The organism is Kribbella sp. NBC_00662 (assembly GCF_041430295.1).
GTDB lineage: Bacteria > Actinomycetota > Actinomycetes > Propionibacteriales > Kribbellaceae > Kribbella.
On the sequence record NZ_CP109029.1, the window covers coordinates 2316829 to 2342030 of the forward strand.

21 protein-coding genes are annotated in these 25202 nt (G+C 68.2%); 11 read left to right on the forward strand and 10 right to left on the reverse strand.

Annotation, left to right across the window (positions count from 1 at the left end):
• Window positions 1-8: 8 nt before the first annotated feature.
• Genes OHA10_RS11745 through OHA10_RS11770 form a run of 6 tightly spaced genes read right to left on the reverse strand, consistent with a single transcriptional unit; the run spans window position 9 to window position 8286 of the window.
• A complete protein-coding gene (locus tag OHA10_RS11745) occupies window positions 9-1166 on the reverse strand; it encodes an acyl-CoA dehydrogenase family protein (RefSeq protein ID WP_371406209.1) in 1158 nt (385 codons plus the stop codon).
• Complete coding sequence (locus tag OHA10_RS11750) at window positions 1163-3127, reverse strand: biotin carboxylase N-terminal domain-containing protein (protein ID WP_371406210.1); 1965 nt, start codon at window positions 3125-3127, stop codon at window positions 1163-1165. The genes OHA10_RS11745 and OHA10_RS11750 overlap by 4 nt, the downstream gene beginning before the upstream one ends.
• Before the next feature lie 5 nt (window positions 3128-3132).
• Entirely contained in the window at window positions 3133-4686 is a 1554-nt protein-coding gene (locus OHA10_RS11755) for an acyl-CoA carboxylase subunit beta (RefSeq protein ID WP_371406211.1), read from the reverse strand.
• A complete protein-coding gene (locus tag OHA10_RS11760) occupies window positions 4683-5795 on the reverse strand; it encodes an acyl-CoA dehydrogenase family protein (RefSeq protein ID WP_371406212.1) in 1113 nt (370 codons plus the stop codon). The genes OHA10_RS11755 and OHA10_RS11760 overlap by 4 nt, the downstream gene beginning before the upstream one ends.
• Entirely contained in the window at window positions 5792-7501 is a 1710-nt protein-coding gene (locus tag OHA10_RS11765; RefSeq protein ID WP_371406213.1) for an acyclic terpene utilization AtuA family protein, read from the reverse strand. Before OHA10_RS11765 ends, OHA10_RS11760 begins: the two co-directional genes overlap by 4 nt.
• Window positions 7498-8286, reverse strand: a complete 789-nt coding sequence (locus OHA10_RS11770; RefSeq protein ID WP_371406214.1) for a TIGR03084 family metal-binding protein — start codon at window positions 8284-8286, stop codon at window positions 7498-7500. The genes OHA10_RS11765 and OHA10_RS11770 overlap by 4 nt, the downstream gene beginning before the upstream one ends.
• Before the next feature lie 181 nt (window positions 8287-8467).
• On the opposite strand from OHA10_RS11770, the gene OHA10_RS11775 reads away from it, so the two are divergent.
• Window positions 8468-9103 (forward strand): hypothetical protein, encoded by a 636-nt coding sequence (locus tag OHA10_RS11775; RefSeq protein WP_371406215.1) that lies wholly within the window; start codon window positions 8468-8470, stop codon window positions 9101-9103.
• On the opposite strand, the gene OHA10_RS11780 is transcribed toward OHA10_RS11775, so the two are convergent.
• Window positions 9089-10360, reverse strand: coding sequence for an NAD(P)/FAD-dependent oxidoreductase (locus tag OHA10_RS11780; RefSeq protein ID WP_371406216.1), 1272 nt, complete (start codon window positions 10358-10360; stop codon window positions 9089-9091). The genes OHA10_RS11775 and OHA10_RS11780 overlap by 15 nt on opposite strands.
• 65 nt (window positions 10361-10425) lie before the next feature.
• A complete protein-coding gene (locus tag OHA10_RS11785; RefSeq protein ID WP_371406217.1) occupies window positions 10426-10908 on the reverse strand; it encodes an Lrp/AsnC family transcriptional regulator in 483 nt (160 codons plus the stop codon).
• Window positions 10909-11054: 146 nt separating this feature from the next.
• Here OHA10_RS11785 and OHA10_RS11790 point away from each other — a divergent pair, with 146 nt between their 5' ends.
• The 5 genes from OHA10_RS11790 to OHA10_RS11810 are packed head-to-tail and all read left to right on the forward strand — an operon-like array spanning window position 11055 to window position 16430.
• Complete coding sequence (locus OHA10_RS11790) at window positions 11055-12245, forward strand: spermidine/putrescine ABC transporter substrate-binding protein (protein WP_371406218.1); 1191 nt, start codon at window positions 11055-11057, stop codon at window positions 12243-12245.
• Between the two features lie 3 nt (window positions 12246-12248).
• Window positions 12249-13379 (forward strand): ABC transporter ATP-binding protein, encoded by a 1131-nt coding sequence (locus tag OHA10_RS11795; RefSeq protein ID WP_371406219.1) that lies wholly within the window; start codon window positions 12249-12251, stop codon window positions 13377-13379.
• Complete coding sequence (locus OHA10_RS11800; RefSeq protein ID WP_371406220.1) at window positions 13379-14281, forward strand: ABC transporter permease; 903 nt, start codon at window positions 13379-13381, stop codon at window positions 14279-14281. The genes OHA10_RS11795 and OHA10_RS11800 overlap by 1 nt, the downstream gene beginning before the upstream one ends.
• Window positions 14278-15066, forward strand: a complete 789-nt coding sequence (locus OHA10_RS11805; RefSeq protein ID WP_371406221.1) for an ABC transporter permease — start codon at window positions 14278-14280, stop codon at window positions 15064-15066. Before OHA10_RS11800 ends, OHA10_RS11805 begins: the two co-directional genes overlap by 4 nt.
• Window positions 15063-16430 carry an NAD(P)/FAD-dependent oxidoreductase gene (locus OHA10_RS11810; protein WP_371406222.1) on the forward strand — a complete coding sequence of 456 codons (1368 nt, stop codon included), beginning with the start codon at window positions 15063-15065 and terminating at the stop codon, window positions 16428-16430. The genes OHA10_RS11805 and OHA10_RS11810 overlap by 4 nt, the downstream gene beginning before the upstream one ends.
• Before the next feature lie 505 nt (window positions 16431-16935).
• Here the strand turns inward: OHA10_RS11810 and OHA10_RS11815 are convergent.
• Complete coding sequence (locus OHA10_RS11815) at window positions 16936-17154, reverse strand: hypothetical protein (protein ID WP_371406223.1); 219 nt, start codon at window positions 17152-17154, stop codon at window positions 16936-16938.
• A gap of 499 nt (window positions 17155-17653) precedes the next feature.
• Complete coding sequence (locus tag OHA10_RS11820; RefSeq protein ID WP_371406224.1) at window positions 17654-19030, reverse strand: aspartate aminotransferase family protein; 1377 nt, start codon at window positions 19028-19030, stop codon at window positions 17654-17656.
• 150 nt (window positions 19031-19180) lie between these two features.
• On the opposite strand from OHA10_RS11820, the gene OHA10_RS11825 reads away from it, so the two are divergent.
• From OHA10_RS11825 to OHA10_RS11845, 5 genes are all read left to right on the forward strand, one after another.
• Complete coding sequence (locus OHA10_RS11825) at window positions 19181-20785, forward strand: amidohydrolase (protein WP_371406225.1); 1605 nt, start codon at window positions 19181-19183, stop codon at window positions 20783-20785.
• Between the two features lie 8 nt (window positions 20786-20793).
• A complete protein-coding gene (locus OHA10_RS11830; protein ID WP_371406226.1) occupies window positions 20794-22221 on the forward strand; it encodes a gamma-aminobutyraldehyde dehydrogenase in 1428 nt (475 codons plus the stop codon).
• A gap of 59 nt (window positions 22222-22280) precedes the next feature.
• Window positions 22281-23162: an N-acetylglucosamine kinase gene (locus tag OHA10_RS11835; RefSeq protein WP_371406227.1), complete on the forward strand. Its 882-nt coding sequence runs from the start codon at window positions 22281-22283 to the stop codon at window positions 23160-23162.
• Complete coding sequence (locus OHA10_RS11840; RefSeq protein WP_371406228.1) at window positions 23159-23821, forward strand: N-acetylmannosamine-6-phosphate 2-epimerase; 663 nt, start codon at window positions 23159-23161, stop codon at window positions 23819-23821. The genes OHA10_RS11835 and OHA10_RS11840 overlap by 4 nt, the downstream gene beginning before the upstream one ends.
• Before the next feature lie 134 nt (window positions 23822-23955).
• Window positions 23956-25197, forward strand: a complete 1242-nt coding sequence (locus OHA10_RS11845) for a hypothetical protein (protein WP_371406229.1) — start codon at window positions 23956-23958, stop codon at window positions 25195-25197.
• Window positions 25198-25202: the final 5 nt, after the last annotated feature.

The following is a 25202-nucleotide window of genomic DNA, read 5'->3' on the forward strand; positions in this document are numbered from 1 at the left end:
CACTCCTTCTAGTACGACTTGGGCAGTCCCAGGCTGTGTTGTGCAACGAAGTTGAGGATCATCTCCCGGCTGACCGGCGCGATCCGGGTCGCGCGGGCGGCCGCGACGAGCGACGCGACGCCGTACTCGACCGTCATGCCGTTGCCGCCGAGCGACTGGACGGCCTGGTCGGTGGCTCGTACGGCGACCTCGCCGGCGGCGTACTTCGCCATGTTCGCGGCCTCGCCCGCGCCCATGTCGTCGCCCGCGTCGTACAGCGCGGCGGCCTTCTGCATCATCAGACGGGCCAGTTCGAGCTCGATCTTGATCTGCGCGAGCGGATGTGCGAGACCCTGATGAGCGCCGATCGGGGCCTTCCAGACCTGCCGTTCTTTGACGTACGCCGTTGCCTTGCCGAGCGCATGCCGAGCGATCCCGACCGCGAACGCCGACGCCATGATCCGCTCGGGATTGAGCCCAGCGAACAGCTGCATCAGCGCCGCGTCCTCGGAGCCGACGAGCGCTTCGCGGGGAAGCCGTACGTCGTCCAGGAACAGCGCGTACTGCTTGTCCGGGCTGATCAGGTCCATCTCGATCTGCCGGAACTCCACACCCGGCGCGTCGATCGGCACGATGAACAGCGCGGGCTTGAGCTTGCCGGTCTTCGCGTCCTCGGTCCGGCCGACGACGAGGACCGCCTTCGCCACGTCGAGGCCGGAGATGAAGACTTTGCGCCCGGTCAGCGACCAGCCGTCGTCGGTGCGGCGGGCGGTGGTGGTGATCTGGTGCGAGTTCGAGCCGGCGTCGGGCTCGGTGATCGCGAACGCCATGATCGTCGTACCGTCGGCCAGGCCGGGCAGCCAGGTCTGCTTCTGCTCGTCGGTGCCGAAGCGGGAGATCACCGTGCCGCAGATCGACGGAGAGACGACCATCATCAGCAACGGGCAGCCGGCGGCGCCCAGCTCCTCCAGCACGATCGACAGGTCGGCCATCCCGCCGCCTCCGCCGCCGTACTGCTCCGGGAGGTTGACGCCGAGGTATCCGAGCTTGCCCGCCTCCAGCCACAGCTCGGTCGTGTGCCCGCCGGATCGCGCCTGGCGGTTGAACCACTCGTAGCCGTACTTCTTCCCCAGCTCACCGACGACTTTGCGCAGCTCCTGACGTTCTTCGGATTCGACGAAGCTCATGCTTCCTCCCCAACCACGGCCAGTACGGCGCCGACCTCGACCTGTTGTCCCGCTTCCACCTTGAGCTCACCGACCACACCGTCGACCGGAGCAGCGATCGTGTGTTCCATCTTCATCGCTTCCAGCCACAACAGCGGTTGCCCTTGGGTAACTTTGTCGCCGACCTGCACGCCGACCCGGATCACCGTCCCCGGCATTGGCGCCACCAACGACCCCGCCGCCACCTGCCGCGCCGGATCCGTGAACCGCTCCACCGGCGTGAGACTCACACTCCCCAACGCCGAGTCCACACAAACCAGCCGTCCGTACGACGCCACGTCGAACACCCGCCGTACGCCGTCAACCCGCAACACCACCCGCGTCGGAGCACTGTGGACCAGCTGCACGTTGCCCTCAGCAACCAACCCGTCGCGGGTCAGTCGGTAGTCGATGTCATGCACCGCGTCACCCACACGGAAACTCTTCCGTTGCGGCTGCGAAACCAGATTCCGCCAGCCGCTGGGCACCCGCACCGGTCCCACCCGCCCCGCCGCATCCGCCAACGCTGCCGCCAACGCTGACACCCGCACCGCGCCTTCATCGAGCGCCTCCCCGACCCCGTGCTTGTCGAAGAACCCGGTGTCGGTGTCACCACCCAGAAACGCGGGATGCCGAAGGATCCACACCAGCAGATCCCGGTTGGTGCCGACCCCGTGGAGTTGAGCCCGGTCCAGGACGCCGGCCAGCCGGCGCGCGACCGCGGTCCGATCGGGCCCGTACGCGATCACCTTCGCGAGCATCGCGTCGTAGTACGGCGAAACCTCCGAGCCGGCCTCGACCCCCGAGTCCACCCGCACCCCCGCACGCCTGCTTTCCGGAAGTTCTTCGTCGCCACGTGGGAGATTTCTTCCGGAAAGCCGCGCTGCCCCGAGGTCGAAGGCGTGCAGGCGGCCGGTTTGGGGCTGCCAGTCGTGCAACGGGTCCTCGGCGTACAGGCGGACCTCGATCGCGTGGCCGACTGTGGGTGGTGGGTCCGCCGGGAGCCGTTCACCGGCGGCGACTGCGAACTGCAGCTCGACGAGGTCGAGCCCGGTGGTCTCCTCGGTGACCGGGTGTTCGACCTGGAGGCGCGTGTTCATCTCGAGGAAGTAGAAGTTGCCCGCATCGTCCGCGAGGAACTCGACCGTCCCGGCGCCGACGTAGTTGATCGCGGCGGCTGCTTTGCGTGCGGCGTCGTACAGCCCGGCCCGCATCGACGGGATCCGCTCGACGAGTGGACTCGGCGCCTCCTCGACGACCTTCTGGTGCCGGCGCTGGATCGAGCACTCGCGCTCGCCGACCGCCCAGATCGTCCCGTGCTGGTCCGCCATGATCTGCACCTCGACGTGGTGCCCAGCAGCCAGATACCGCTCGCAGAAGACAGTCCCGTCCCCGAAGGCGGACAGGGCCTCGGCCGACGCCGCCTCGATCTCACCGGGCAGGTCGGCAAGCTCGGTGACCACTCGCATCCCGCGCCCGCCACCTCCGGCCGACGCCTTCACCAGCACCGGCAGATCGTCCGCGGACACCTCGGCCGGTGTCAGCTCGGCCAGCACCGGCACCCCGGCCGCCGCCATCAGCTTCTTCGCCTCGATCTTCGACCCCATCGACGAGATGGCATCCACCGGCGGCCCGATCCACGTCAGCCCCGCGTCGATCACCGCCTGCGCGAACCCGGCGTTCTCCGACAAGAACCCATACCCCGGATGTACGGCGTCCGCCCCGGCCCGCAGCGCGGCCTCGACGATCAGCTCGGCCCGCAGGTAGGTCTCGCCCGGCGCGTCCCCCGGCAACTCGACCGCCGCATCGGCCTCGTCGACGAACGGCATCCGCGCATCGGCCGTCGAGTACACCGCGACCGTCGACACCCCCAGCGACCTCGCCGTACGGAAGATCCGCCGCGCGATCTCGCCCCGGTTCGCCACCAGCACAGTTGTGAACATGCGCCTCACATCCTGAACACGCCGAAGGACGAGGTGCCTTCGACCGGGGCTGAGTGGATGGCGGACAGGCAGATGCCGAGGACCGTCCTGGTGTCGCGGGGGTCGATCACGCCGTCGTCGTACAACCGGCCGGACAGGAACATCGGCAGGGATTCGGCTTCGATCTGCCCCTCGACGTACGCCCGCATCTGCGCGTCGGCCTGTTCGTCGTACGGCTGGCCCTTCGCCTCGGCCGCGGCCCGCGCGACGATCGACAGTACGCCGGCCAGCTGCTGCGGCCCCATCACCGCCGACTTCGCCGACGGCCACGCGAACAGGAACCGTGGATCGAAGGCCCGGCCGCACATCCCGTAGTGCCCGGCGCCGTACGACGCGCCCATCAGGATCGAGATGTGCGGGACCTTCGAGTTCGAGACCGCGTTGATCATCTGCGCGCCGTGCTTGATGATCCCGCCCTGCTCGTACTCCTGCCCGACCATGTACCCGGTCGTGTTGTGCAGGAAGATCAGCGGCGTGTTCGCGCGGTTGGCCAGCTGGATGAACTGCGCCGCCTTCTGCGACTCCTCGCTGAACAGCACGCCGCGCGCGTTCGCGAGAATGCCGACCGGATACCCGTGCACCGACGCCCACCCGGTCGCCAGCGACGATCCGTACAGCGGCTTGAACTCGTCGAACACCGACCCGTCCACGACCCGGGCGATCACGTCCCGCGGATCGAACGGAATCTTCAGATCGCCCGGCACGATGTCCAGCAGGTCGTCGGAGTCGAGCAGCGGTTCGTCGTACGACGGCTTCGGCGCCGGACCCTGCTTGCGCCAGTTCAACCGCGACACGATCTGCCGTCCGAGCCGGATCGCGTCCTGCTCGTCGACGGCGAAGTAGTCCGCGAGCCCGGACCGCCGCGCGTGCATCGACGCACCGCCGAGCGACTCGTCGTCCGCGTCCTCACCGGTCGCCATCTTCACCAGCGGTGGCCCGGCCAGGAACACCTTCGCGCCGCCGTCGACCATCACCACGTAGTCGCTCATGCCGGGGATGTACGCGCCGCCCGCGGTCGAGTTGCCGAACACCAGCGCGATCGTCGGGATGCCCTCGGCCGACAGCCGGGTCAGGTTGCGGAACATCGCGCCGCCGGGGATGAAGATCTCCTTCTGCGTCGGCAGATCTGCGCCACCGGACTCGACCAGGCTGATCACCGGCAGCCGGTTCGCCCGGGCGATCTCGTCCGACCGCAGCGCCTTCTTCAGCGTCCACGGATTGCTCGCGCCGCCCTTGACAGTCGGGTCGTTCGCGGTGATCAGGCACTCGACACCCTCGACGACGCCGATCCCGGTCACCAGGCTCGCGCCGACGGTGAAGTCCGAACCCCAGCCGGCCAACGGCGACAGCTCGAGGAAGTACGAGTCGGGATCGAGCAGCAGCTCGATTCGCTCCCGCGCGAGCAGCTTGCCGCGCTTGTGGTGCCGCTCGACGTACTTCTCGCCACCGCCGGCCAGCGCCTTCGCGTGCTCGGCATCGAGCGCGACGAGCTTCTCCAGCATCTCCTCGCGGTTACTCATGCAGTGAACCCCAGTCTTTTGGAGGCGAGGCCGGTCAGGATCTCGGTGGTGCCGCCGCCGATGGCGAGGATCTTCTGGTCGCGGTACTGGCGTTCCACCTCTGCCTCACGCATGTAGCCGAGCCCGCCGTGCAACTGCAGCGCCTGATCGCAGACCCACTGCCCGGCCTCGACCGCGGTGTTCTTCGCGAAACAGGTCTCCGCGATCACGTCCTCACCCCGGTCCGCCCGGTCAGCCACCGAACGCACATACACGCGGGCCACGTCGATCCGCCGAGCCATCTCGGTCAACGTGTGCTGCACGGTCTGCCGCGAGATCAACGGCCTGCCGAACGTCTCCCGGTCCCGGCACCAGGCCACCGCCAGATCGAGCGCCCGCTGAGCACCCGCGTACGCCTGCACGGCCAGCGTCAGCCGCTCAGCCACGAAGTTCACCGCAAGCTGCACGAATCCGGAGCCTTCGGACCCGACCAGGTTCTCGGCCGGTACGCGAACATCGGTGAACGACAGCTCAGCCGTGTCCGAGCACAGCCACCCCATCTTCTCCAGCTTCCGCGACACCTCGAACCCGTGCTCGATCACCAGCAGACTGATCCCGTGCGCACCCGGACCGCCGGTGCGGACCGCGGTCGTCACGAAGTCCGCCCGGCACCCCGAGGTGATGAACGTCTTCGCGCCGTTCACCACGAACACGTCACCTTCGCGCCGGGCCGTCGTCCGTAGAGACGCCACATCCGACCCGCCACCCGGCTCCGTGATCGCCAGCGCGCCGATCAACTCACCGCTCAACGTTGGCCGGACCCACCGCTCGATCTGCTCCTCGTCGCCCGCAGCAACGATGTGAGGAAGCGCGATGCCGCAGGTGAGGAGCGAGGCAACGAGCCCGCCGGAGCCACCGGCGTAGTGCATCTCCTCGACCACATCGATTGCGTCGAGCAACGAACCGCCGCCGCCACCGACCGCCTCCGGGAAGCCGACGCCGAGCAGACCGATCGCGCCGGCCTTCTTGTGCAGCTCGCGCGGCAGCTCGCCGTCACGCTCCCACTGGTCGAGATGCGGCAGGACCTCCGCGCTCATGAAGCGGCGTACGGAGTCCCGGTAGTCGTTCACAGCAGGACTTCCGGTACGTCGACGTACCGCGATCGCAACCACTCGCCGACTGCTTTCGCCTGCGGGTCGAACCGGGCCTGCGCGGCGACGCCTTCGCCCAGCAGTCCCTCGACGACGAAGTTCACCGCCCACAGGTTGGGGAAGAGGTAGCGCGTCACGGTCAGCGGTTGCGTCTCGGGCAGCAGCTGTTGGAAGAGGTCGACCGTGAGCGTGTGCGCCAGCCAGCGCCACGCCTTCTCGTCGCGCGCCCATACGCCGACGTTCGCGTCGCCGCCCTTGTCGCCGGACCGCGCGCCGGCGATGCGGCCGAGCGGAACCTCTCGCGTCCGCGGCGGTCCGCTCGACAGTTGGAGCAGCGGCATCGGCTCCTCGATGTCGTCGACGGGCGCCAGCGGCTGCGTCTCGGCGGCCGGCTCGATCACGGTGCGAGTGCCGTCGGGGAGTACGACGACGTGCTCGACCTCGTGGATGTCGACGTACCCGGCCTCGAACACGCCGTACGGCGAGCCGTCGCCGGGCGGCGCGGTGACGTGGAAGCCCGGGTAGCTCGCGAGGGCAAGCTCAACGGCGGCGCTGCTGAACGCCCGGCCGACGACCTTCGGATCCGGGTCCTTCACCGCGCACCGCAGGAAGACGCTCGCCTCCTCCTCGGACTCGGCGTTCGGCTTCTCGGTCCAGGCCAGCGTCCACTTCAGCTCGGTCGGCCGCTTCGGCAGCGCCTGCTCGAGCTGGCGCTGGACCAGCTCGGCCTTCTGCTCCAGCTGCAGCCCGGTGAGCACGAAGTCGACCTCGTTGCGGAACCCGCCGATGCTGTTGAGCGAGACCTTGTACGTCGGTGGTGGGGCCTCGCCCTGGACGCCGGAGATCCTGATGCGGTCGGGACCGTCGACGGCAAGCTCGATCGTGTCGAGCCGAGTTGTCACGTCGGGTCCGGCGTACCGGGCGCCGGTGATCTCGTACAGCAGTTGCGCCTTGACCGTGTCGATCGTGACCGCACCGCCGGTGTTGTCGTGCTTGGTGATCACGCTGCTGCCGTCGGCGTGGATCTCCGCGATCGGGAACCCGGGCCGGCCGAAGTCGCGGATCTCGGTGAAGAACGCGTAGTTCCCACCCGTTGCCTGGCAGCCGCACTCGATCACATGCCCCGCGACGACAGCGCCGGCAAGTTCGTCGTACTGCGTTCGCTTCCACCCGTGATGCGCCGCCGCCGGACCGACGATCACCGACGCATCGGTGACGCGCCCGGTCACCACGACATCAGCGCCCGCCTGCAACGCCTCGGCGATCCCCCAGGCGCCCAGGTAGGCGTTGGCGGTCATCGGCTTGCCGAGGTCGAGCTCGTCGACGCGATCGAGGAGGTCGTCGCCTTCGACGTACGCGATCTTCGGCTGCAGGCCCAGCTTGTCCGCGAGCTCGGCGATCGCCTTCGCCAGGCCTGCCGGGTTGAGACCACCGGCATTGCTGACGATCTTCACGCCTCGGTCGAGCGCCTCGCCCAACCCTGTCTCGAGTTGCTTGAGGAACGTGCGGGCATAACCCAGGCCTGGGTCCTTCAGCCGATCCCGACCGAGGATGAGCATCGTCAGCTCAGCCAGGTAATCCCCGGTGAGTACATCCAGCGGGCCGCCGGTCAGCATCTCGTGAACCGCGCTGAACCGATCCCCGTAGAACCCCGACGCGTTCCCGATCCGGATCGGCTCGGTCATGCGAACTGCCCCGGCTTCCGGCCCTTCCCAGGCAGCCCGGCGAACGCCTGGATGATTCCCAGCCACTCCTCGGCCTGGGCCCCCTCGGCCTCAACCGCGAGGTCATCGCGATGACGCCGCTGGGTCGCCAGCAGACAGAAGTCGAGCGCCGGCGCAGTCACCCGCTGAGCCGCGTCCTCCGGTCCCCACGACCAGGCATCACCGTCCGGCCCGGTCAGCTCGACGCGGAACTGCTCGCTCGGCGGCGTGCGGTCGTTGAGCAGGTAGGCGAAGTCCCGCGTGCGCACCGCGAGATGGGCGACGTGGCGCAGCCGGTTGCTCGGCTGCCGTCGTACGCCGAGTCCGTCGAACACGTCCTGCCCGTGCGCCCAGGTCTCCATCAATCGCGCGGTCGCCATCGAGGTCGGGCTCATCGGCGGCCCATACCAGAGCACCTGCTCCCCGGCCGGAACCTTCTTCAGCGCCTCGGCAACGTCTGCGCGGGTCTCCCGCCAGTACGGCAGGAGTTGCTCCGGCGGCAGCGCGGCGGTCTCAGCCGCACCATCGTCGACGTACGTCGTGGGGCTGGCGGCCGCCGTACGCAACGAGTCCTTGAACCCCTCGGGATCGGTCGCGGCCAGGTGCGCCGCCTCGTCCGTCCAGGCGAGGTGCGCGATCTGATGCGCGACCGTCCACCCTTCAGCCGGCGTGGGCGTAGACCACTCATCGGCAGCCAACCCACCAACCAGCCGATCCAACTCCGCACTCTCGGCCCACAAATCAGCCAGCACGACATCCAGTTGCACGCTGCACTCCCTCATCAGGAGACCGTCCGCCGAGCCTCCCACGCCCACCAAAAAGAATCAAGCGTGCTTGTTTTCCCAAGCGGTGCCTGCGTAGCACGCGGGGGCCGACCAACGCCGAGAGTCTCTGACTCGTCACGATGATTACTTGACCCGTTCTGTGATCACTAGGGTGAGACGGGTTATGGATCTGAAGAGCCCGATCAGCACAGTCGTGCCGTCCCTCGACGGGCCGGTGTTGCTGGTTCTGGCGCAGGCCGAGGAAGGACTGTCCGGTCGCCAGATCCACAAGCTCGCCGGATCGGGATCCGTCGCCGGCGTCCGTCTCGTTCTGCAACGCCTCGCCGCGACCGGACTCGTCCACGTCGACGACCTCGGCAACTCGTTGCTCTACTGCCTCAATCGCAAACACCTCCTCGCCCCGATCGTCGACCAGTTGGCCGACCTCCGCAGCACGCTCACCGACCGCCTCGCCGACGAGATCAGCGCCTGGCGGATCTCGCCGGTCCACGCCAGCGTGTACGGCGCGATCGCGCGCGGCGACGGTGATCTGGACAGCGACGTCGACCTGCTGCTGATCCGCCCGGACAGCCACGAGTTCGTCGACGTGCTGTGGGAGGAGCAGGTCGGCCGCGTGATGCAGACCGTCGTCGACCTCACCGGCAACCCCGCGCACGTCTTCGAGCTCAGCCGCACCGAGCTCGCGGGTCACCTCGACACCGAGGACCCGATCCTCAACGACTGGATCCGGCCCAGCATCCAGCTCACCGGCGTACCGCTGATGGAAGCCGGCCGGCTGCCGGTCTCAGCCGCCAAGTAGCGGAGCCATCAGCCGCGCGATCACGCTCTCCCGCCGCGTCACCCGCTCCTCGACGTCCGCCAGCGTCATCGCCCGCAAACCCGCGTTGATCCCCAGCCAGCGCAGCGGCTCCGGCTCCCACGCCCGCGACCGGTGCCCGACCCACGGCAGTCGCGTCAAGGCGGTGTCGCGCTCGAGGATCAGGTCGCGCAACGTCCGCCCCGCGAGGTTCGTCGTACTCACGCCGTCCCCGACGTACCCGCCCGCCCAGGCCACGCCGCGCTCGAACCCGACCGATGCGCACCAGTCCCGCGGCACGCCCAACGGTCCGCCCCAGGCGTGGGTGAACTCCGGCGAGATGTCGAACAGCTCCCGCAGCGTCTTCTGCAACCCCTTGAACACCCGCGGCACGTTGTCGAACCCGGGCTTGATCGTCGACCGGAAGTGGTACGGCGCTCCGCGCCCGCCGAACGCCAGCCGCCCGTCCGCGGTCCGCTGCCCGTAGATGATCAGGTGCCGCTGATCGCTGAACGTCGGCCGATCCGCCAGCCCGATCCGGTCCCACACCTCGGCACTCAACGGCTCCGTTGCCACCATCAACGAATACACCGGCGCGACGACCCGCTCCTGCCCGGCCAGTCCGGGCGTGAAACCCTCGGTCGCCCGTACGACGACGTCCGCGCGCACCACGCCGTACGGCGTCACCGCGCGCCCGCGCACGATCCGGGTCACCGGTGTCCGCTCGTGAATCGTGACCCCGAGCCGCTCGACCACGGCGGCCAGGCCGCGCGCCAGCTTCCCCGGTTGGATGGCCGCGCAGTGCGGCGTGAACGTTGCCCCCAGCACCTTTGTCGCGCGGACCTTCGCGCTGACCTCGTCCGGCGTCAGGAACTGCAGGTCACCCGGTCCCCACTCGGCCGCCGCGTCCACTTCGGCCCGCGCTCGCCTGAGCTGCACACGGGTCCGCGCCAGAACGACGGTCCCGCCCTTGTGGTAGTCGCAGTCGATCCCCTCGGCCGCGCTCACCAGGCCGACCTCGTTCACACTTGCCTGCATCGCCCGGTGCAGCTCGATCGCCGCCTCCCGGCTCGACCCCGGCAACGCGGCCAACCGCTTCGACGACACCGGGAACAGCGCCGAGCACCACCCACCGTTCCGTCCCGATGCCCCGAAACCGGCAGTCTGCGCCTCCAGTACGACGATGCGCAGCGACGGATCCGCTTTGGCCAGGTAATAGGCCGTCCACAGCCCGGTGTACCCGGCGCCGACGATCACCACGTCGGCGTCCCGGTCGCCCGCCAGCCTCGGGCGCTCCGGGAGCGGATCGGGAGCCGACCAGAGGTTCAGCGGACACCCCAGGAATAGGTCTGTTTCACCAGCTTCAGGTAGACGAACGTCTCGGTCGCCTTCACACCCTCGATCTGCCGGACCCGCTCGGACAGCACCTGCAGCAGGTGCTCGTCGCTCTCGCAGAGCACCTCGGCCAGGATGTCGAACGAGCCGGCCGTCACCACGACGTACTCGACCTCGTCCATCTTGGCCAGCTCGTCGGCGATCGGCTCCAGCGCGCCTTCGGCCTTGATCCCGATCATCGCCTGCCGGTCGAACCCGAGCTCGAGCGGATCGGTGACCGCGACGACCTGCATCACCCCGGCCTCGGTCAGCCGCTGCACCCGCTGCCGGACCGCGGCCTCGGACAGGCCGACAGCCTTGCCGATCGCGGCGTACGAACGCCGCCCGTCGAGCTGCAACTGCTCGATGATCGCCTTCGAGGTGTCGTCCAGCAGGGTCTGGTTCTTGTCGGAGTTCCCCGTTCGCACTGCCACCCCCGGATCTTTTCACCCGGCCCGGGGCGTCAGCAAGCTGCGGAAGCGGAATTCGTTGCGAAATGTCCGTTTAGCTTCGGAATCCCTTGTTCTGATCGCCAAGGTTTGACAGTATCGCCCGCGACAGACGGTTCCTAGGGGGTTCCATGAGTCCTCGTCACCAGCGCGTCGTGGGGCGTCGCGCGGTCCTGAAGGGGATGTCGCTGTCCGCGCTCGGGGTCGGAGGGGTGCTGGCGGGCTGCGGGATCCCGCCGGCTCGGCAGAGCGCGGGCAGTTGCGTCAGCACAGACCTGTCGTCGTCGCAGAAGACGCTGAACTTCTCCAACTGGCCGAGCTACATGGACGAGTCCGACGAAAAGGTGAACGGAAAGACCGTCCTCCCGACGCTGGAGGACTTCCAGAAGCAGACCGGGATCACGGTCACCTACACCGCCGACGTCAACGACAACGCCGAGTTCTACGCCAAGGTCCGCGACCAGCTCGGGAGCTGCCAGTCCTGTGGCCGGGACATCTTCGTGCTCACCGACTGGATGGCGGCCCGGATGGTCGGGCTGGGCTGGCTGCAGAAGCTCGACCACAGCAAGATCCCGAACGTCGACAAGCAGTTGCTCAAGCAGCTCAAGGCGCCGGCCTGGGACCCGAACCGTGACTACAGCGTCCCGTGGCAGAGCGGGCTGACCGGGATCGCGTACAACGCCAAGGTCACCAAGGAGGTCGGCAGTTTCACCGACCTGCTCACCCGCGCGGATCTGAAGGGCCGGGTCACCCTGCTCTCGGAGATGCCGGACACGATGTCGTTCATGCTCAAGCTGGTCGGCGCCGACCCGGGCAAGTTCAACGACGCCGAGTGGAGCAAGGCGCTGGACAAGCTGCAGGAGTACGTCAGCTCCGGGCAGGTCCGCCGCTTCACCGGGAACGACTACGTGCAGGACCTGAACGCCGGCAACATCGCTGCCTGCGAGGCCTGGTCCGGTGACGTGATCGCCATGCAGGCCGACAACCCCGACATCAAGTTCGTGGTGCCGGAAGAGGGCCTGATGCTGTGGTCGGACAACATGCTGGTGCCGAACAAGGCGACCCACAAGACCAACGCCGAGGCGTTGATGAACTACTACTACGAGCCCGAGGTCGCCGCCACGCTGGCCGACTGGGTGAACTACATCTGCCCCGTGACGGGTGCGAAGAAGGCGATGGAGACCGTCGATCCGGACGTTGTCGACGACCCGCTGATCTTTCCCGACCAGGCCATGCTGGCCAAGACGGCGTCGTTCATGCCGCTCGACACAGCCAAGGCAGCCCTCTACGAAGCCGACTTCAACCTCGCGATCGGGGGCTGATAGATGACCAGTGACCTAGTTCTCCACGGAATCAGCAAGCAGTTCAGTGGGCACCGCGCGGTCGACAACCTCGACCTGACGGTCCCGTCCGGCTCGTTCTTCGCGCTGCTCGGCCCGTCCGGCTGCGGCAAGACCACGACGCTGCGGATGATCGCCGGTCTGGAGGAGCCGACCACCGGCAGCATCCGGCTCGGCGAGCAGGAGATCACCGGTCTGCGCCCGTACAAGCGCCCGGTCAACACGGTCTTCCAGAACTACGCGCTGTTCCCGCATCTCGACATCTTCGAGAACGTCGCGTTCGGGCTGAAGCGGCGCGGGGTCAAGGACTTCAAGCCGAAGGTCGAGGAGATGCTCGGCCTGGTCGAGCTCTCGACGTACGGCAAGCGGCGGCCGTCCCAGCTGTCCGGCGGTCAGCAGCAGCGGGTCGCGCTGGCCCGCGCGCTGATCAACCGGCCGCAGGTGCTGTTGCTGGACGAGCCGCTCGGCGCGCTGGACCTGAAGCTGCGCCGGCAGATGCAGCTGGAGCTGAAACGGATCCAGACCGAGGTCGGCATCACGTTCGTCCACGTCACCCACGATCAGGAGGAGGCCATGACCATGGCCGACACGATCGCGGTGATGAACGCCGGCGTGATCGAGCAGATGGGATCACCGGCCGAGCTGTACGACCTGCCCGCGACGACGTTCGTGGCGAACTTCCTCGGCCAGTCGAACCTGATCCGGGCCTCGATCATCGGACAGGCCGACGACAACCTGACCGTCGACGTCCACGGCCGCAAGGTGACCGTGCCGCTGCCGCGGTGCCGGGTCACCGAGGGCGACGTCTGGATGGGGATCCGGCCGGAGAAGGTGTTCATCGCGGCGGCCGGGACCGAACAGAGCAACGGTTCGAACCAGCTGCGCGGCGCGGTCGTGACGGATGTGAGTTACGTCGGCGTGAGTACGCAGTACCTGGTCAAGCTGCCGTGGGACCAGGAGCTGACGATCTTCGAGCAGAACACCGGCGCCCGGGGTACGTTCGGCGTCGGCGAGACCGTCGACCTGCACTGGTTGCCGACGCACACGTTCGTGCTCGATGCCGAACAGGACGCCCGGGCCGGCGTCGAGGACATCGACGATCCGGGTGGCGCCTGATGAGCGCGGTCGGCCAGCTCGGGGCGGCCGCGGCGGCACCTCCGGCGAAGGTGGAGCGGTCCGGGCGGCGATTCACGGGGTACCTGTTGCTGCTGCCCGGCGGGTTGTGGCTGCTGTTGTTCTTCGTCGTACCGCTGGTGTCGTTGCTGGCGGCAAGCTTGTACGACCCGAACGGGTCGATCGAGGCCGGGTTCAAGATGACCTGGCACTTCCAGAACTTCGTCGACACGATGGCCGACTACGCGCGGCCGTTCGGGCGGTCGTTGTGGTACTCGCTGCTGACGACGCTGTTCTGCCTGCTGCTCGGGTACCCGCTGGCGTACGCGATCGCGATGAAGGCCGGCCGGTGGAAGAACCTGATGCTCGCGCTGGTGATCGCGCCGTTCTTCACCAGCTTCCTGATCCGCACGCTGTCGTGGAAGCTACTGCTGTCGGACAACGGGTTCGTGGTCGATGCGCTGAAGTGGCTGCACATCCTCGGCCCGGACGGACGGTTGCTGGCGACAACGACCGCGGTGGTGACCGGGCTGACGTACAACTTCCTGCCGTTCATGGTGCTGCCGCTGTACGCCTCGCTCGAGCGCATCGATCCACGGTTGATCGAGGCCGGCGGTGACCTGTTCGCCAACCCGTTCACGACCTTCCGGACGGTGACCTTGCCGCTGTCGATGCCGGGGGTGGTGGCGGGGACGCTGCTGACCTTCATCCCGGCGGCGGGCGACTACATCAACGCACAGCTCCTGGGTACGCCGAGACAACGGATGATCGGCAACGACATCCAGCGGCTGTTCTCCGCCGGCGCGTATCCCACCGCGGCCGCGTTGTCGGTGACGTTGATGGCGGCGATCGTCGTGCTGGTCCTCCTGTACGTCTGGCGGGCGGGGACGGAGGAACTGGTATGAGGTGGATCAGGCAACGGCTGGTCGTCTTCGTCGCGTTGCTCGTCCTGCTCTATCTCTTCGCGCCGATCGTCGTCGTGATGCTGATGTCGTTCAACGAGCCGAAGAGCAAGCTGTCGTACACGTTCGACGGATTCACCTGGGCGAACTGGGCACACCCCTGCCGGCCGTACGGGCTCTGCGACGCGGTGTCGACCTCGCTGCGGATCGGGTTGCTGGCGACGGTGATCGCGACGGCGCTGGGGACGTTGATGGCGTTCGCGATGGTGCGGCACCGCTTCCGCGGCCGGTCCGCCGCGAACCTGTTCATCTTCCTGCCGATGGCCTCGCCCGAGATCGTGCTCGGCTCGTCGCTGCTCGCCCTGTTCGTGTCGAGCGGCTTCGGCGGCCGGCTCGGGTTCTGGACGGTGCTGATCGCGCACGTGATGTTCTGTCTGTCGTTCGTGGTCGTGACGGTGAAGGCGCGGCTGACCGGCATGGACTCGCGGCTGGAGCAGGCGGCGATGGACCTGTATGCGAACGAGTGGCAGACGTTCTGGCGGGTCACGTTCCCGCTGGTGTTCCCGGGCATCCTGGCCGCGGCGCTGCTCAGTTTCTCGTTGTCGTTCGACGACTTCATCATCACGAACCTGAACGCCGGTACGACGGTGACGTTCCCGATGTTCGTGTGGGGGTCGGCGCAGCGGGACATCCCGCCGCAGATCAACGTCGTCGGTACGGCGATGTTCCTGCTGGCGCTCGTCCTCGTCCTGGGAGGTGAGCTGGCGCGACGCCGGCGTACCCGATGAAACTGGCAGCGCTCGCCGAGGCCGAACCGCGAGTCTTCTGGCTCGAGGACAAGGCGGCTCCGGACCCGCTGCCCGCACTGCTCGGTCCGACCACGGCTGACCTGGCCGTGGTCGGCGGTGGTTATACCGGTCTGTGGACGGCGTTGCGCGCGAAGGAGCGGTACCCGTCGCTGGACGTCGTACTGCTGGAAGGCGATGTGTGCGGCTCGGCTGCCAGCGGCCGGAACGGCGGCTTCTGCGACGCGAGCCTCACCCACGGGCACGCCAACGGGGTGGCTCGGTGGCCTGATGAGATCGACGAACTCGAACGTCTCGGGTCCGAGAACCATCGTGCGCTCGGCGACACCATCGCTCGCTATTCGATCGACTGCGACTGGCAGTTGACCGGCGAACTCACCGTCGCCACCGCTCCGCACCACCTGGACGAATTGGCTGCCGAGGCGGCCGAACGGCCTGGCGCGGTGCTCCTCGACCAGGATGCGGCGCGGGCCGAGGTCAACTCACCGACGTACTTGGGCGCGTTGTTCGACCCGTCGAGTACGGCGCTGGTCGAACCGGCGCGGCTCGCCTGGGGACTGCGACAGGCCTGCCTCGACCACGGCGTACGCATCCACGAACACAGCGCCGTCACGCGCCTGCACTCGCGTTCGTTGCACACGGCAACGGGGGCGGTTCGGGCCGATCGGATCGCGCTGGCGACGAACGCCTTCCCGTCATTGCTGCGTCGACTGCGCCTCTACACGGTGCCTGTCTATGACCTGGTCCTGGTCACCGAGCCGCTGTCCGCCGCCCAGCTGGCATCGATCGGTTGGCACGGTCGGCAGGGAGTCGGTGACGCCTCCAACCTCTTCCACTACTACCGCCTCACGCGGGACAACCGCATCCTGTGGGGCGGCTACCTGCCGCTGTACTACTTCGGTAGCCGCATCGACCCGTCCTTGGAGCAACGGAACTCCATCCACACGATGCTGGCCCGCCATTTCTTCCAGACCTTCCCGCAACTGGAGGGCCTGCATTTCACCCACCGCTGGGGCGGCGTCATCGACACCAGCACCAGGTTCTGCGCCTTCTACGGCACCGCCCACGCCGGCCACACGGCGTACGCCCTCGGCTACACCGGCCTCGGCGTAGCCGCCACCCGCTTCGGCGCCGACGTCATCCTCGACCTCCTGTACGCCGAATCAACCGACCGCACCCGCCTGCAGATGGTCCGCGACCGCCCCCTCCCCTTCCCACCCGAACCCTTCCGCACCGCCGGCATCCGCCTCACCCGCTGGTCCATGCACCAGGCCGACAAACATGCCGGCCACCGAAACCTCTGGCTCCGCACCCTCGACGCCATGGGCCTCGGCTTCGACTTCTAGGTACTGCGGGAAGCCCCCGCGCGCTACGCAACCGCTCTCTCGTCGCTCCGCTCCTCGGCAGCGGTTGCTCCGCGCGCTCCCACCCGCCCCCCGCTCATCGCGGTGCATCCCTTTCCGGCTATCGCCGGGACCTTCCGGCTATCGCCGGACTTGGCGGCTGCCGCCGCAATCAGCGGGCTATCGCCCACGGTGCGCGCTTATCGCGCGTCGACTACCCGGCCCGCCCGCACCGGGCCGCCGACCGCCCGCACCGGGATGCATGTCGCCCAGCCGGATACCCGCCCCGGGCGGCACGCTGGCCCTCAGGCGCACGGGCATCCGTGGCAGCTGACTGCGGCGGCCCGGCTCGGCTCCGGCGAATGCGTGAGGCGTGCCGTCGGCTCGCCCTTGTCATGGCCTGGGCGCCAACTCGCGAGCGAACCTGGGCGGAGGAGACCGTCGCGGGCGGTCCGTTCATGCCGGGGCGCCAGCCTGGTAGTCACTACGCCGTAGCGCACACCCTGGGTCATAGACGACCCGCTGTCGATGCAAGAACGCGAACCACGTCAATGACGGCCTTCGGGTCGCCGCCGAAATAGAGGTAAGCGAGAAGTATCGTCACCGCGCCAATTGTCGTGACGACTTTGCTTGCCAGCCGAAAAAGCCTCTTGGCAGTCGCGTCGGACATGCTGATAGAGATTGAGTTTACAGTTTGCTTCGCCTGCTTCTTTTCCTGTCCCTTCATCTAGGACTCCTTTCCAGTGTGAGTTTCCGATAGGCCGGAGCTTCACCTGGTGAAGGCATCCCAGCTAATCTCCCTCGGTCAAATGGGCATAAAAAATGCCACCAGCCTTTTCGGCGGCAGCACTTCGAACTACAAGAGCAGCTTATAGCGTGGAGCATGAATCGTCAAGCATGAGACGACCGTCATTGTCAAGCTTGAGAAGCAATTCTGCGGGCAGAATAAATTGTCTGACCTAACGGTCCGGACGAAATTCTTCGACCCCGTAGCGGGCCGTGCGGCGGGCGCCTGAGCAGGCAGGCGGGAGCCGGTCCGGGCGGTCCCAGCACGGGTTGTCCAACTCGGCACGCCGGCCTAGTAGTCGCCGCGCGATGAGCGCGCACGGTCCGGCGGTAGCCGGACGGGATTCACGGGGATGAGCCGGCGTGGGTGGGAGTGTGTGGGGTGGTGCGCTGAGGAGCGGAGCGACGAAGGAAGCGCCGCGACAGCACGCGGGCTCAACTCACAGCTGGGATTCGGCTTCTTTCAGGACTGATCTGAGGATGGATTCTATTTCGTCGAAGTGGGGTTGGTCGCAGATCAGGGGTGGGGAGAGTTGGATGACGGGGTCGCCGCGGTCGTCGGCCCGGCAGTAGAGGCCGGCGTCGAAGAGGGCTTTGGAGAGGAAGCCTCGGAGGAGGCGTTCGGACTCCTCGTCGTTGAAGGTTTCCTTGGTGGTCTTGTCCTTGACGAGTTCGATTCCGTAGAAGTAGCCCGCGCCGCGGACGTCGCCGACCATGGGCAGGTCGAGCAGCTTCTCGAGGGTCGCCCGGAAATCCCCCTCCCGGCTCCGGACGTGCTCGTTGATGCCTTCGCGCTCGAAGATGTCCAGGTTGGCGACGGCGACCGCGGCTGAAACGGGATGGCCACCGAAGGTGTAGCCATGGGCGAATGTGGTGTCCCCGTGCAGGAACGGCTCGATCAGCCGGTCCGTCGCGATCATCGCGCCGAGCGGCGAGTAGCCCGACGTGATGCCCTTCGCGCAGGTGATGATGTCCGGCTGGTATCCGAACCGCTCGGCTCCGAACATGTATCCCAGCCGGCCGAAGGCGCAGATCACCTCGTCGCTGACGAGCAGTACGTCGTACTCGTCGCAGATCTCGCGGACGCGTTCGAAGTACCCCGGTGGCGGCGGGAAGCAGCCACCGGCGTTCTGCACCGGTTCCAGGAAGACGGCGGCGACAGTCGACGCGCCTTCGTTCTCGATCGCGACCGCGATCTGGTCGGCGGCCCAGCGGCCGAACGCGACCGGGTCGTCTCCGTGGATCGGGGCGCGGTAGATGTTCGTGTTCGGCACCCGGAAGGTGCTCGGCACGAGGGGCTCGAACGGCTCCTTGAGCTCCGGCAGTCCGGTGATCGACAGCGCCCCCTGCGTCGTACCGTGGTACGCGATCGCGCGGCTGATCACCTTGTGCTTGCCCGGTTTGCCGGTGAGCTTGAAGTACTGCTTGGCCAGCTTCCACGCCGACTCGACCGCTTCGCCGCCGCCGCTGGTGAAGAACACCCGGTTCAGATCGCCGGGCGCGTACGACGCGACCCGCTCGGCCAGCTCGATCGACTTCGGATGTGCGTACGACCAGAGCGGGAAGAACGCCAGCTCCGACGCCTGCTTGGCCGCCGCCTCGGCGAGCTCCGTCCGCCCGTGACCGAGTTGGTTGACGAACAGTCCCGCGAGACCGTCCAGATACCGCTTGCCGTGGGCGTCGTAGATGTAGACGCCGTCGCCGCGCACGATCACCGGGACTTCGCCGGTCTGGTAGCTCGACAGCCGGGTGAAGTGCATCCACAGGTGGTCGCGCGCCGACTGCTGCAGGTGGGCGAAGTCGGTTTCGGACGGCATAGGGCTTCCCTCTTCTCCAGGTTGGCCGATAGCCGTCATCGTGCCTGGAAAACCGCGTCCAGGCAAGTGATTTCGTGCCTGAAGAGCCGCTAGTCTGTCGATGTCAGCAGTATCCGACCGCATCTGTTGCGGAATCCGTTGGGGAGCTTCGTGGACCTCCTGTTCGTGAACGGCGCGGTCTTCGACGGGACGTCGTACCGGCCGGGGACGAATGTCGGGGTCCGTGACGGCCGGATCGTCGCGGCCGGGGAGCGCACGAGCACGACCGAGGTCGTCGACCTCGACGGCGGCCTGCTGCTCCCCGGGTTCGTCGACGCGCACGTGCATCCGGTGCAGGGCGGCCTCGAACGCGGTCGGTGCGATCTCGCTCCGCTGCACGGCCTCCCGGCGTACCAGGAGATCATCCAGCGGTACGTCGAGCAGCACCCGGACCTTCCGTGGATACTCGGCGGCGGCTGGCACCAGCCCGACTTCCCCGGCGGCGCACCGCGGGCGGCCGACCTCGATGCGGTCACCGGCGACCGCCCAGCCTTCCTGGTGAACGCCGACCACCACGGCGCCTGGGTCAACTCGAAAGCGCTGGCACTCGCCGGCATCGACCGGAGTACGCCGGACCCGCCCGACGGCCGGATCGAACGCGGCCCCGACGGCGTACCGACCGGCACCCTGCACGAGGGCGCGATGGACCTCGTCGGCCGGCATGTCCCGCCGACCACCCACGCCGAGCTCGTCGCGGCGCTCGAAGACGCGCAGGCGTACCTGCACTCGCTCGGCATCACCGGCTGGCAGGACGCGATCCTCGGCGACTACGCCAACATGCCCGACGCGACCGACGCCTACCTCGAGGTCGCTCGCGCCGGCCGCCTGACCGCCCGCGTCAACGGTGCGCTGTGGTGGCAGCGCGATCGCGGCGCCGAACAGATCCCGGACCTGGTCGGACGGCGAAGCGCGGCGGACCACCCGAGGTTCCGCGCGGGCACCGTGAAGATCATGCAGGACGGCGTCGCGGAGAACTTCACTGCAGGGATGCTCGAGCCGTACTTCGACGGCTGCGGCTGCCGCACCGCGAATACCGGCCTGTCCTTCGTCGACCCGATCGAGCTGTGCGACAACATCACCCGACTCGACGCGGCCGGGTTCCAGGTCCACGTCCACGCGATCGGCGACCGCGCGGTCCGTGAAGCCCTCGACGCGTTCGAACACGCCCGACGGCAGAACGGCGACGCCGACCGCCGCCACCACCTTGCACACTTGCAGGTGGTCCATCCTGACGACATCGCCCGCTTCGCGCAGCTGAACGTGACCGCGAACATGCAGGCGCTGTGGGCGATGTACGACCAGCAGATGGTCGACCTCACCCTGCCGTACCTCGGCCCCGAGCGCGCCAAAACGCAGTACCCGTTCGGCGCGCTGGCCAGGTCGGGTGCACGCCTCGCGGCCGGGTCGGACTGGCCGGTGTCGAGCCCGGATCCGCTCGCCGCGATCCATGTCGCGGTGAACCGGCGCGACGACTCCACGGCCGAGCAGTTCTTTCCCGAACAGGCGCTCGACCTCGCGACCGCGTTCACGGCGTACACGAGAGGTAGCGCGTGGGTGAACCACGCCGACGACACCGGCCGGATCGAGGCGGGCGCGCTCGCGGACCTCGTGGTTCTCGACCGCGATCCGTTCAAAACGCCGCCTGACGAGATCGCAGCCGCGCGGGTTCGGGAGACGTACGTGCAAGGCGAGCGGGTCTACGCATCGACCAGATAGGAACCGTCATGGACACCATCACCAACATCGTGGACGGCAAGCCGACGAGTGCGCTCAGCGGCGCGGCGTACGACGTGATCGAGCCGGCCACTGGTGCGACGTACGCGAGAGCGCCGTTGTCGGGCCCTGAGGACGTCGACCAGGCGATGACGGCGGCGGCGCGGGCGTTCGAGAGCTGGCGGGACACGACACCGGCCGAGCGACAGCTCGCGTTGCTGCGGATCGCGGACGCGATGGAGCGGCGCTCGGACGAGTTCGTCGCGGTGGAGAGCCGGAACACGGGCAAGCCGCTGGCGGTGACGGTGACCGATGAGATCCCGCCGTGTGTCGACCAGTTGCGGTTCTTCGCCGGCGCAGCGCGGTTGCTCGAGGGACGGTCGGCGGGTGAATACATGGCCGGGCACACGTCGTGGGTACGGCGGGAGCCGATCGGCGTCGTCGGGCAGGTCACGCCCTGGAACTACCCGCTGATGATGGCGGTCTGGAAGATCGCGCCGGCGCTCGCGGCCGGGAACACCGTCGTACTCAAGCCGAGCGACACGACGCCGATGTCGACCGTGCTGCTGGCCGAGGTGGCGCAGGAGTTCCTGCCGCCCGGCGTCCTGAACGTGGTGTGCGGCGATCGCAGCACCGGGCGGGCGCTGGTCGATCACGACGTACCGCAGCTGGTCGCGATCACCGGATCGGTGCGGGCCGGGATGGAGGTCGCATCATCGGCGGCGCGGAAGCTGAAGCGGACCCATCTCGAGCTCGGCGGCAAGGCTCCGGTCGTGGTCTTCGACGACGCGGACCTGGAGAAGGCAGCAGAGGCGATTGCGGCCGCCGGGTACTTCAACGCCGGTCAGGACTGTACGGCGGCGACCCGGGTGCTGGCCGGTCCGCGGATCCATGACGACTTCGTCGACGCGCTGACCGCGCAGGCCAACCACACCCGTACCGGTGCGCCGGACGACGAGCAGGCGACCTACGGAGCATTGAACAGCGAGGCGCAATTGCACCGGGTCGACGGATTCGTCCGCCATCTGCCCGACCATGCCAGCGTCCGCACCGGCGGCGCCATCGTCGGCGAGCGCGGCTACTTCTACGCGCCGACCGTCGTGTCGGGTCTGCAGCAGAACGACGACGCGATCCAGCAGGAGATCTTCGGTCCCGTCATCACGGTCCAGCGCTTCTCCGACGAAGACGAGGCGTTGCGCTGGGCGAACGGCGTCGACTACGGCCTCGCGTCGTCCGTGTTCACCCGCGACCACGCCCGCGCGATGCGGATGAGCCGCCGTCTCGACTTCGGCTGTGTCTGGATCAACACCCACATCCCGATCGTCGCCGAGATGCCGCACGGCGGCTTCAAACACTCCGGCTACGGCAAGGACCTGTCCATGTACGGCCTCGAGGACTACACCCGTATCAAGCACGTGATGTCGAACATCGAGGACTAGATCACCTCGAGGTAGTCCCTGGGCCACGACGCTGAAGGCGCAGTAACCTGCACTGCATCATGACCCGCATTGCCATCGACGGCGGTCAGTCCGCCCTCCGACTCCGCGTTCTTCCGTCCGGCCGCACCGGTGAGGGACCTGGTTACACGCACGGACCGGACGCTCTGCACCGGATGCTCGATGCGATCCGGACCGCCGCGAGCGCTGCCGAGGTCACGGGTCCGGTCGAGCTGGTCGCTCTCGGTCTCACCGGATACCCGCCGGCATCCGCGGAAGCGTTCGCTGCCGACGTCAGCGAGTTGCTGGATGCCGACGAGGTCCGGCTGACACAGGACATGGTCACCGCACACGCCGGCGCGTTGCCCGAGGGGTACGGCGTGGTGGTTGCCGCCGGCACCGGCCTGGTCTGTCTCGCGGTCGACCGCGACGGGACCTGGCGCAAGCTCGACGGACACGGGTACCTGTTCGGGGACGCCGGCAGCGCGTTCGCGATCGGTCGCGCGGGTCTGGTCGCCGTACAGCGCGCACGCGACGGGCGCGGGCCGGTCACCAAGCTCGCGGACACCGCGCTCGATCCGGTCACGCTGTACCGCTCCTCGACGCTGGTCGACGACGTCGCCCGGTTCGCTCCCGAAGTACTGCGGTGTGCGGCCGAGGGCGATCCGGTCGCGCACGATCTCGTCGTACGCGCAGCCGGGGACATCGCCGAGACGATCGAGGCCGCGGTCGCTCAGTTGGCCGGTGAAGGGCCTGTTCCGGTGGCGTGTGTCGGCGGTCTGTTCGCGGGTGCGGGCGAGCAGCTGCTGACGCCGGTCCGCGACGCGCTCCCGCCGCGCGCACGGCTTACGCCCGCGGCCGGCAACTCGCTCGACGGCGCCGAACGCCTTGCCACCGGACCCACCGGCACATACGGCGACCTGATCGTGACGCACCGCCGATGAGAACCCTCGCCCGTGGCAGCCTCGTCGTTTCCTGCCAGGCGGGCCCCGAGAACCCGATCCACGGTCCGGCCGCGATGGCGTTGATGGCGCAAGCCGCGGAGGCAGGCGGAGCCGGCGCGATCCGGGCCAACGGGCCGGACGACATCGCCGCGATCCGCGCGGTCACCGACCTGCCGATCGTCGGGTTGCACAAGCTCGGCGATCCGGCCGGCGTCTTCATCACCCCGACGTACGAGTCCGCAGCTGGTGTCGTCGCTGCGGGTGCCGACCTGGTCGCGCTCGACGCGACCCTCCGACCGCGGCCTGAGCGCTTGGACGAACAGATCGCGAGGATCCACGACGAGCTCGGCGTACCCGTGATGGCCGACGTGGACAGCCTCGACGCCGGCCTCGCGGCCCGGGATGCGGGTGCCGATTTTGTCGCCACGACGCTGTCCGGGTACACCAACGGCCGGACACCGACCGGACCTGACATCGAGCTGGTCCGGCAACTCGCGGCGCGGCTGGACTGCCCGATCATCGCCGAAGGCCGGATCTGGACGCCCGACGATGTCCGGGCCGTCCGGGAGGCCGGCGCCTACGCCGTTGTGGTCGGCACCGCGATCACCAGCCCGAGGGACATCACAGCCCGCCTGGTCGGCGCCCTTGCGGTCCGATAGAGACTTGTCATTGTGCCCGCGCCTGACCGACGTACGCTGCTCCCCGCCGAGACGGCCTCGATAATTTCGGTGTTGGCCGTTTATCTTGGCTTTCATCGTCAGATCAGTGCCGGTATGACAGTTGGAGCCTTCACGTGACCGAACTCCTCCTGGCCGCGACGTCCCTGGACGTCACACCGCCGCCCGGCCACCGGCTCGACGGGTACGCCGCCCGTGCCGGTGTCGCGACCGGTACTGCGGACCCGTTGCGAGCCACCCTGATCTGGCTGTCGAGCGAGGACGACCCGGGTGTGCTCTGGCTCACGCTCGACGCGATCGCAGTCGGTTCGGCGCTCTGCCACGAACTCGCAGAGGCCGCCGGTGCCGCGGCCGGCATCCCCTCGTCGCATGTCGTGATCTCCGCATCACACACGCATTCCGGGCCGTCCGGGTGGACCGGCGAGATCCACCCGGTCATCCCGGCAGCGCAAGAGCGCGATCTGGTCGAGCCGCTGGTCGACGCCGTACGGAGCGCTCGGCTCGACCGGCAGCCGGTGACCGCGTCGTGGCGTTCGATCGAGGTGATCGGCGTCGGCACCAACCGGCATCGCCGCAACGGCCCGCACGACAACACCGCCGGCATCCTCGCGCTGCACTCGCTGTCCGGTTCGCTCGAGGCGGTGCTGCTGGACTTCGCCTGCCACCCGACGACGTACGGCCCCGAGAACATGAAGTACTCCGCCGACTGGCCCGGCGCCGCCCGCGCCGCCCTCGCTCCGGCCGTCGTCGGCTTCCTCCAGGGCGCCGCCGGTGACGTCAGCCCTCGCTTCACCCGGCAGGGGCGCGGCGCCGCCGAGGTCACCCGCTTGGGCAGCCTGTTCGCAGGGCGCGTCCGCGAGGCGCTGGCCGGCCCCGGGCTGGAGCTACCCCAGTCGCCGCCGAGGATCCGCCGTACGACCCTGACGCTCCCGGTCCGCAACATCCCCTCCGCCGAGGACTCCGAGAAGCTCGTCACCGTCGCCGAATCCCGCACCACCAGCACCGACGACCCCTCCGGCCGCATCTCCCAAACCCGCCTCGACGGCGCCCGCGGCCAGGCCCTGATGGCAGCCGCCGCACTCCCACCGGCTCTCGACCTGTCCGTCAGCGCCATCACCATGGGCGACGTCTGCTGGATCAACCTCCCGGTAGAACTCTTCGCCGTCCACGGTGCCTGCCTCCAGTCCGACAGCACGCACCCCATCACCCGCGTCATCGGCTACACCGACGGCTACTACGGCTATGTAGTAGACCCCTCCGCCGCCGAAGCCGGCACCTACGAAGCCCTCATAACCTTCTTCGACCAACCCACCACCAACACCCTCCTAACCACCACCGCCACCTTCGTCAACAGCTGAACCAC

What these genes read in the sequence shown, in the direction of transcription:
- OHA10_RS11830 (WP_371406226.1), top strand. Translation starts at nt 20,794, where the DNA reads ATGGACACCATCACCAACATCGTGGACGGCAAGCCGACGAGTGCGCTC.
- OHA10_RS11795 (WP_371406219.1), top strand. Translation starts at nt 12,249, where the DNA reads ATGACCAGTGACCTAGTTCTCCACGGAATCAGCAAGCAGTTCAGTGGG.
- OHA10_RS11800 (WP_371406220.1), top strand. Translation starts at nt 13,379, where the DNA reads ATGAGCGCGGTCGGCCAGCTCGGGGCGGCCGCGGCGGCACCTCCGGCG.
- OHA10_RS11810 (WP_371406222.1), top strand. Translation starts at nt 15,063, where the DNA reads ATGAAACTGGCAGCGCTCGCCGAGGCCGAACCGCGAGTCTTCTGGCTC.
- OHA10_RS11820 (WP_371406224.1), bottom strand. Translation starts at nt 19,030, where the DNA reads ATGCCGTCCGAAACCGACTTCGCCCACCTGCAGCAGTCGGCGCGCGAC.
- OHA10_RS11755 (WP_371406211.1), bottom strand. Translation starts at nt 4,686, where the DNA reads ATGAGTAACCGCGAGGAGATGCTGGAGAAGCTCGTCGCGCTCGATGCC.
- OHA10_RS11750 (WP_371406210.1), bottom strand. Translation starts at nt 3,127, where the DNA reads ATGTTCACAACTGTGCTGGTGGCGAACCGGGGCGAGATCGCGCGGCGG.
- OHA10_RS11775 (WP_371406215.1), top strand. Translation starts at nt 8,468, where the DNA reads ATGGATCTGAAGAGCCCGATCAGCACAGTCGTGCCGTCCCTCGACGGG.
- OHA10_RS11765 (WP_371406213.1), bottom strand. Translation starts at nt 7,501, where the DNA reads ATGACCGAGCCGATCCGGATCGGGAACGCGTCGGGGTTCTACGGGGAT.
- OHA10_RS11745 (WP_371406209.1), bottom strand. Translation starts at nt 1,166, where the DNA reads ATGAGCTTCGTCGAATCCGAAGAACGTCAGGAGCTGCGCAAAGTCGTC.
- OHA10_RS11835 (WP_371406227.1), top strand. Translation starts at nt 22,281, where the DNA reads ATGACCCGCATTGCCATCGACGGCGGTCAGTCCGCCCTCCGACTCCGC.
- OHA10_RS11790 (WP_371406218.1), top strand. Translation starts at nt 11,055, where the DNA reads ATGAGTCCTCGTCACCAGCGCGTCGTGGGGCGTCGCGCGGTCCTGAAG.
- OHA10_RS11840 (WP_371406228.1), top strand. Translation starts at nt 23,159, where the DNA reads ATGAGAACCCTCGCCCGTGGCAGCCTCGTCGTTTCCTGCCAGGCGGGC.
- OHA10_RS11815 (WP_371406223.1), bottom strand. Translation starts at nt 17,154, where the DNA reads ATGAAGGGACAGGAAAAGAAGCAGGCGAAGCAAACTGTAAACTCAATC.
- OHA10_RS11805 (WP_371406221.1), top strand. Translation starts at nt 14,278, where the DNA reads ATGAGGTGGATCAGGCAACGGCTGGTCGTCTTCGTCGCGTTGCTCGTC.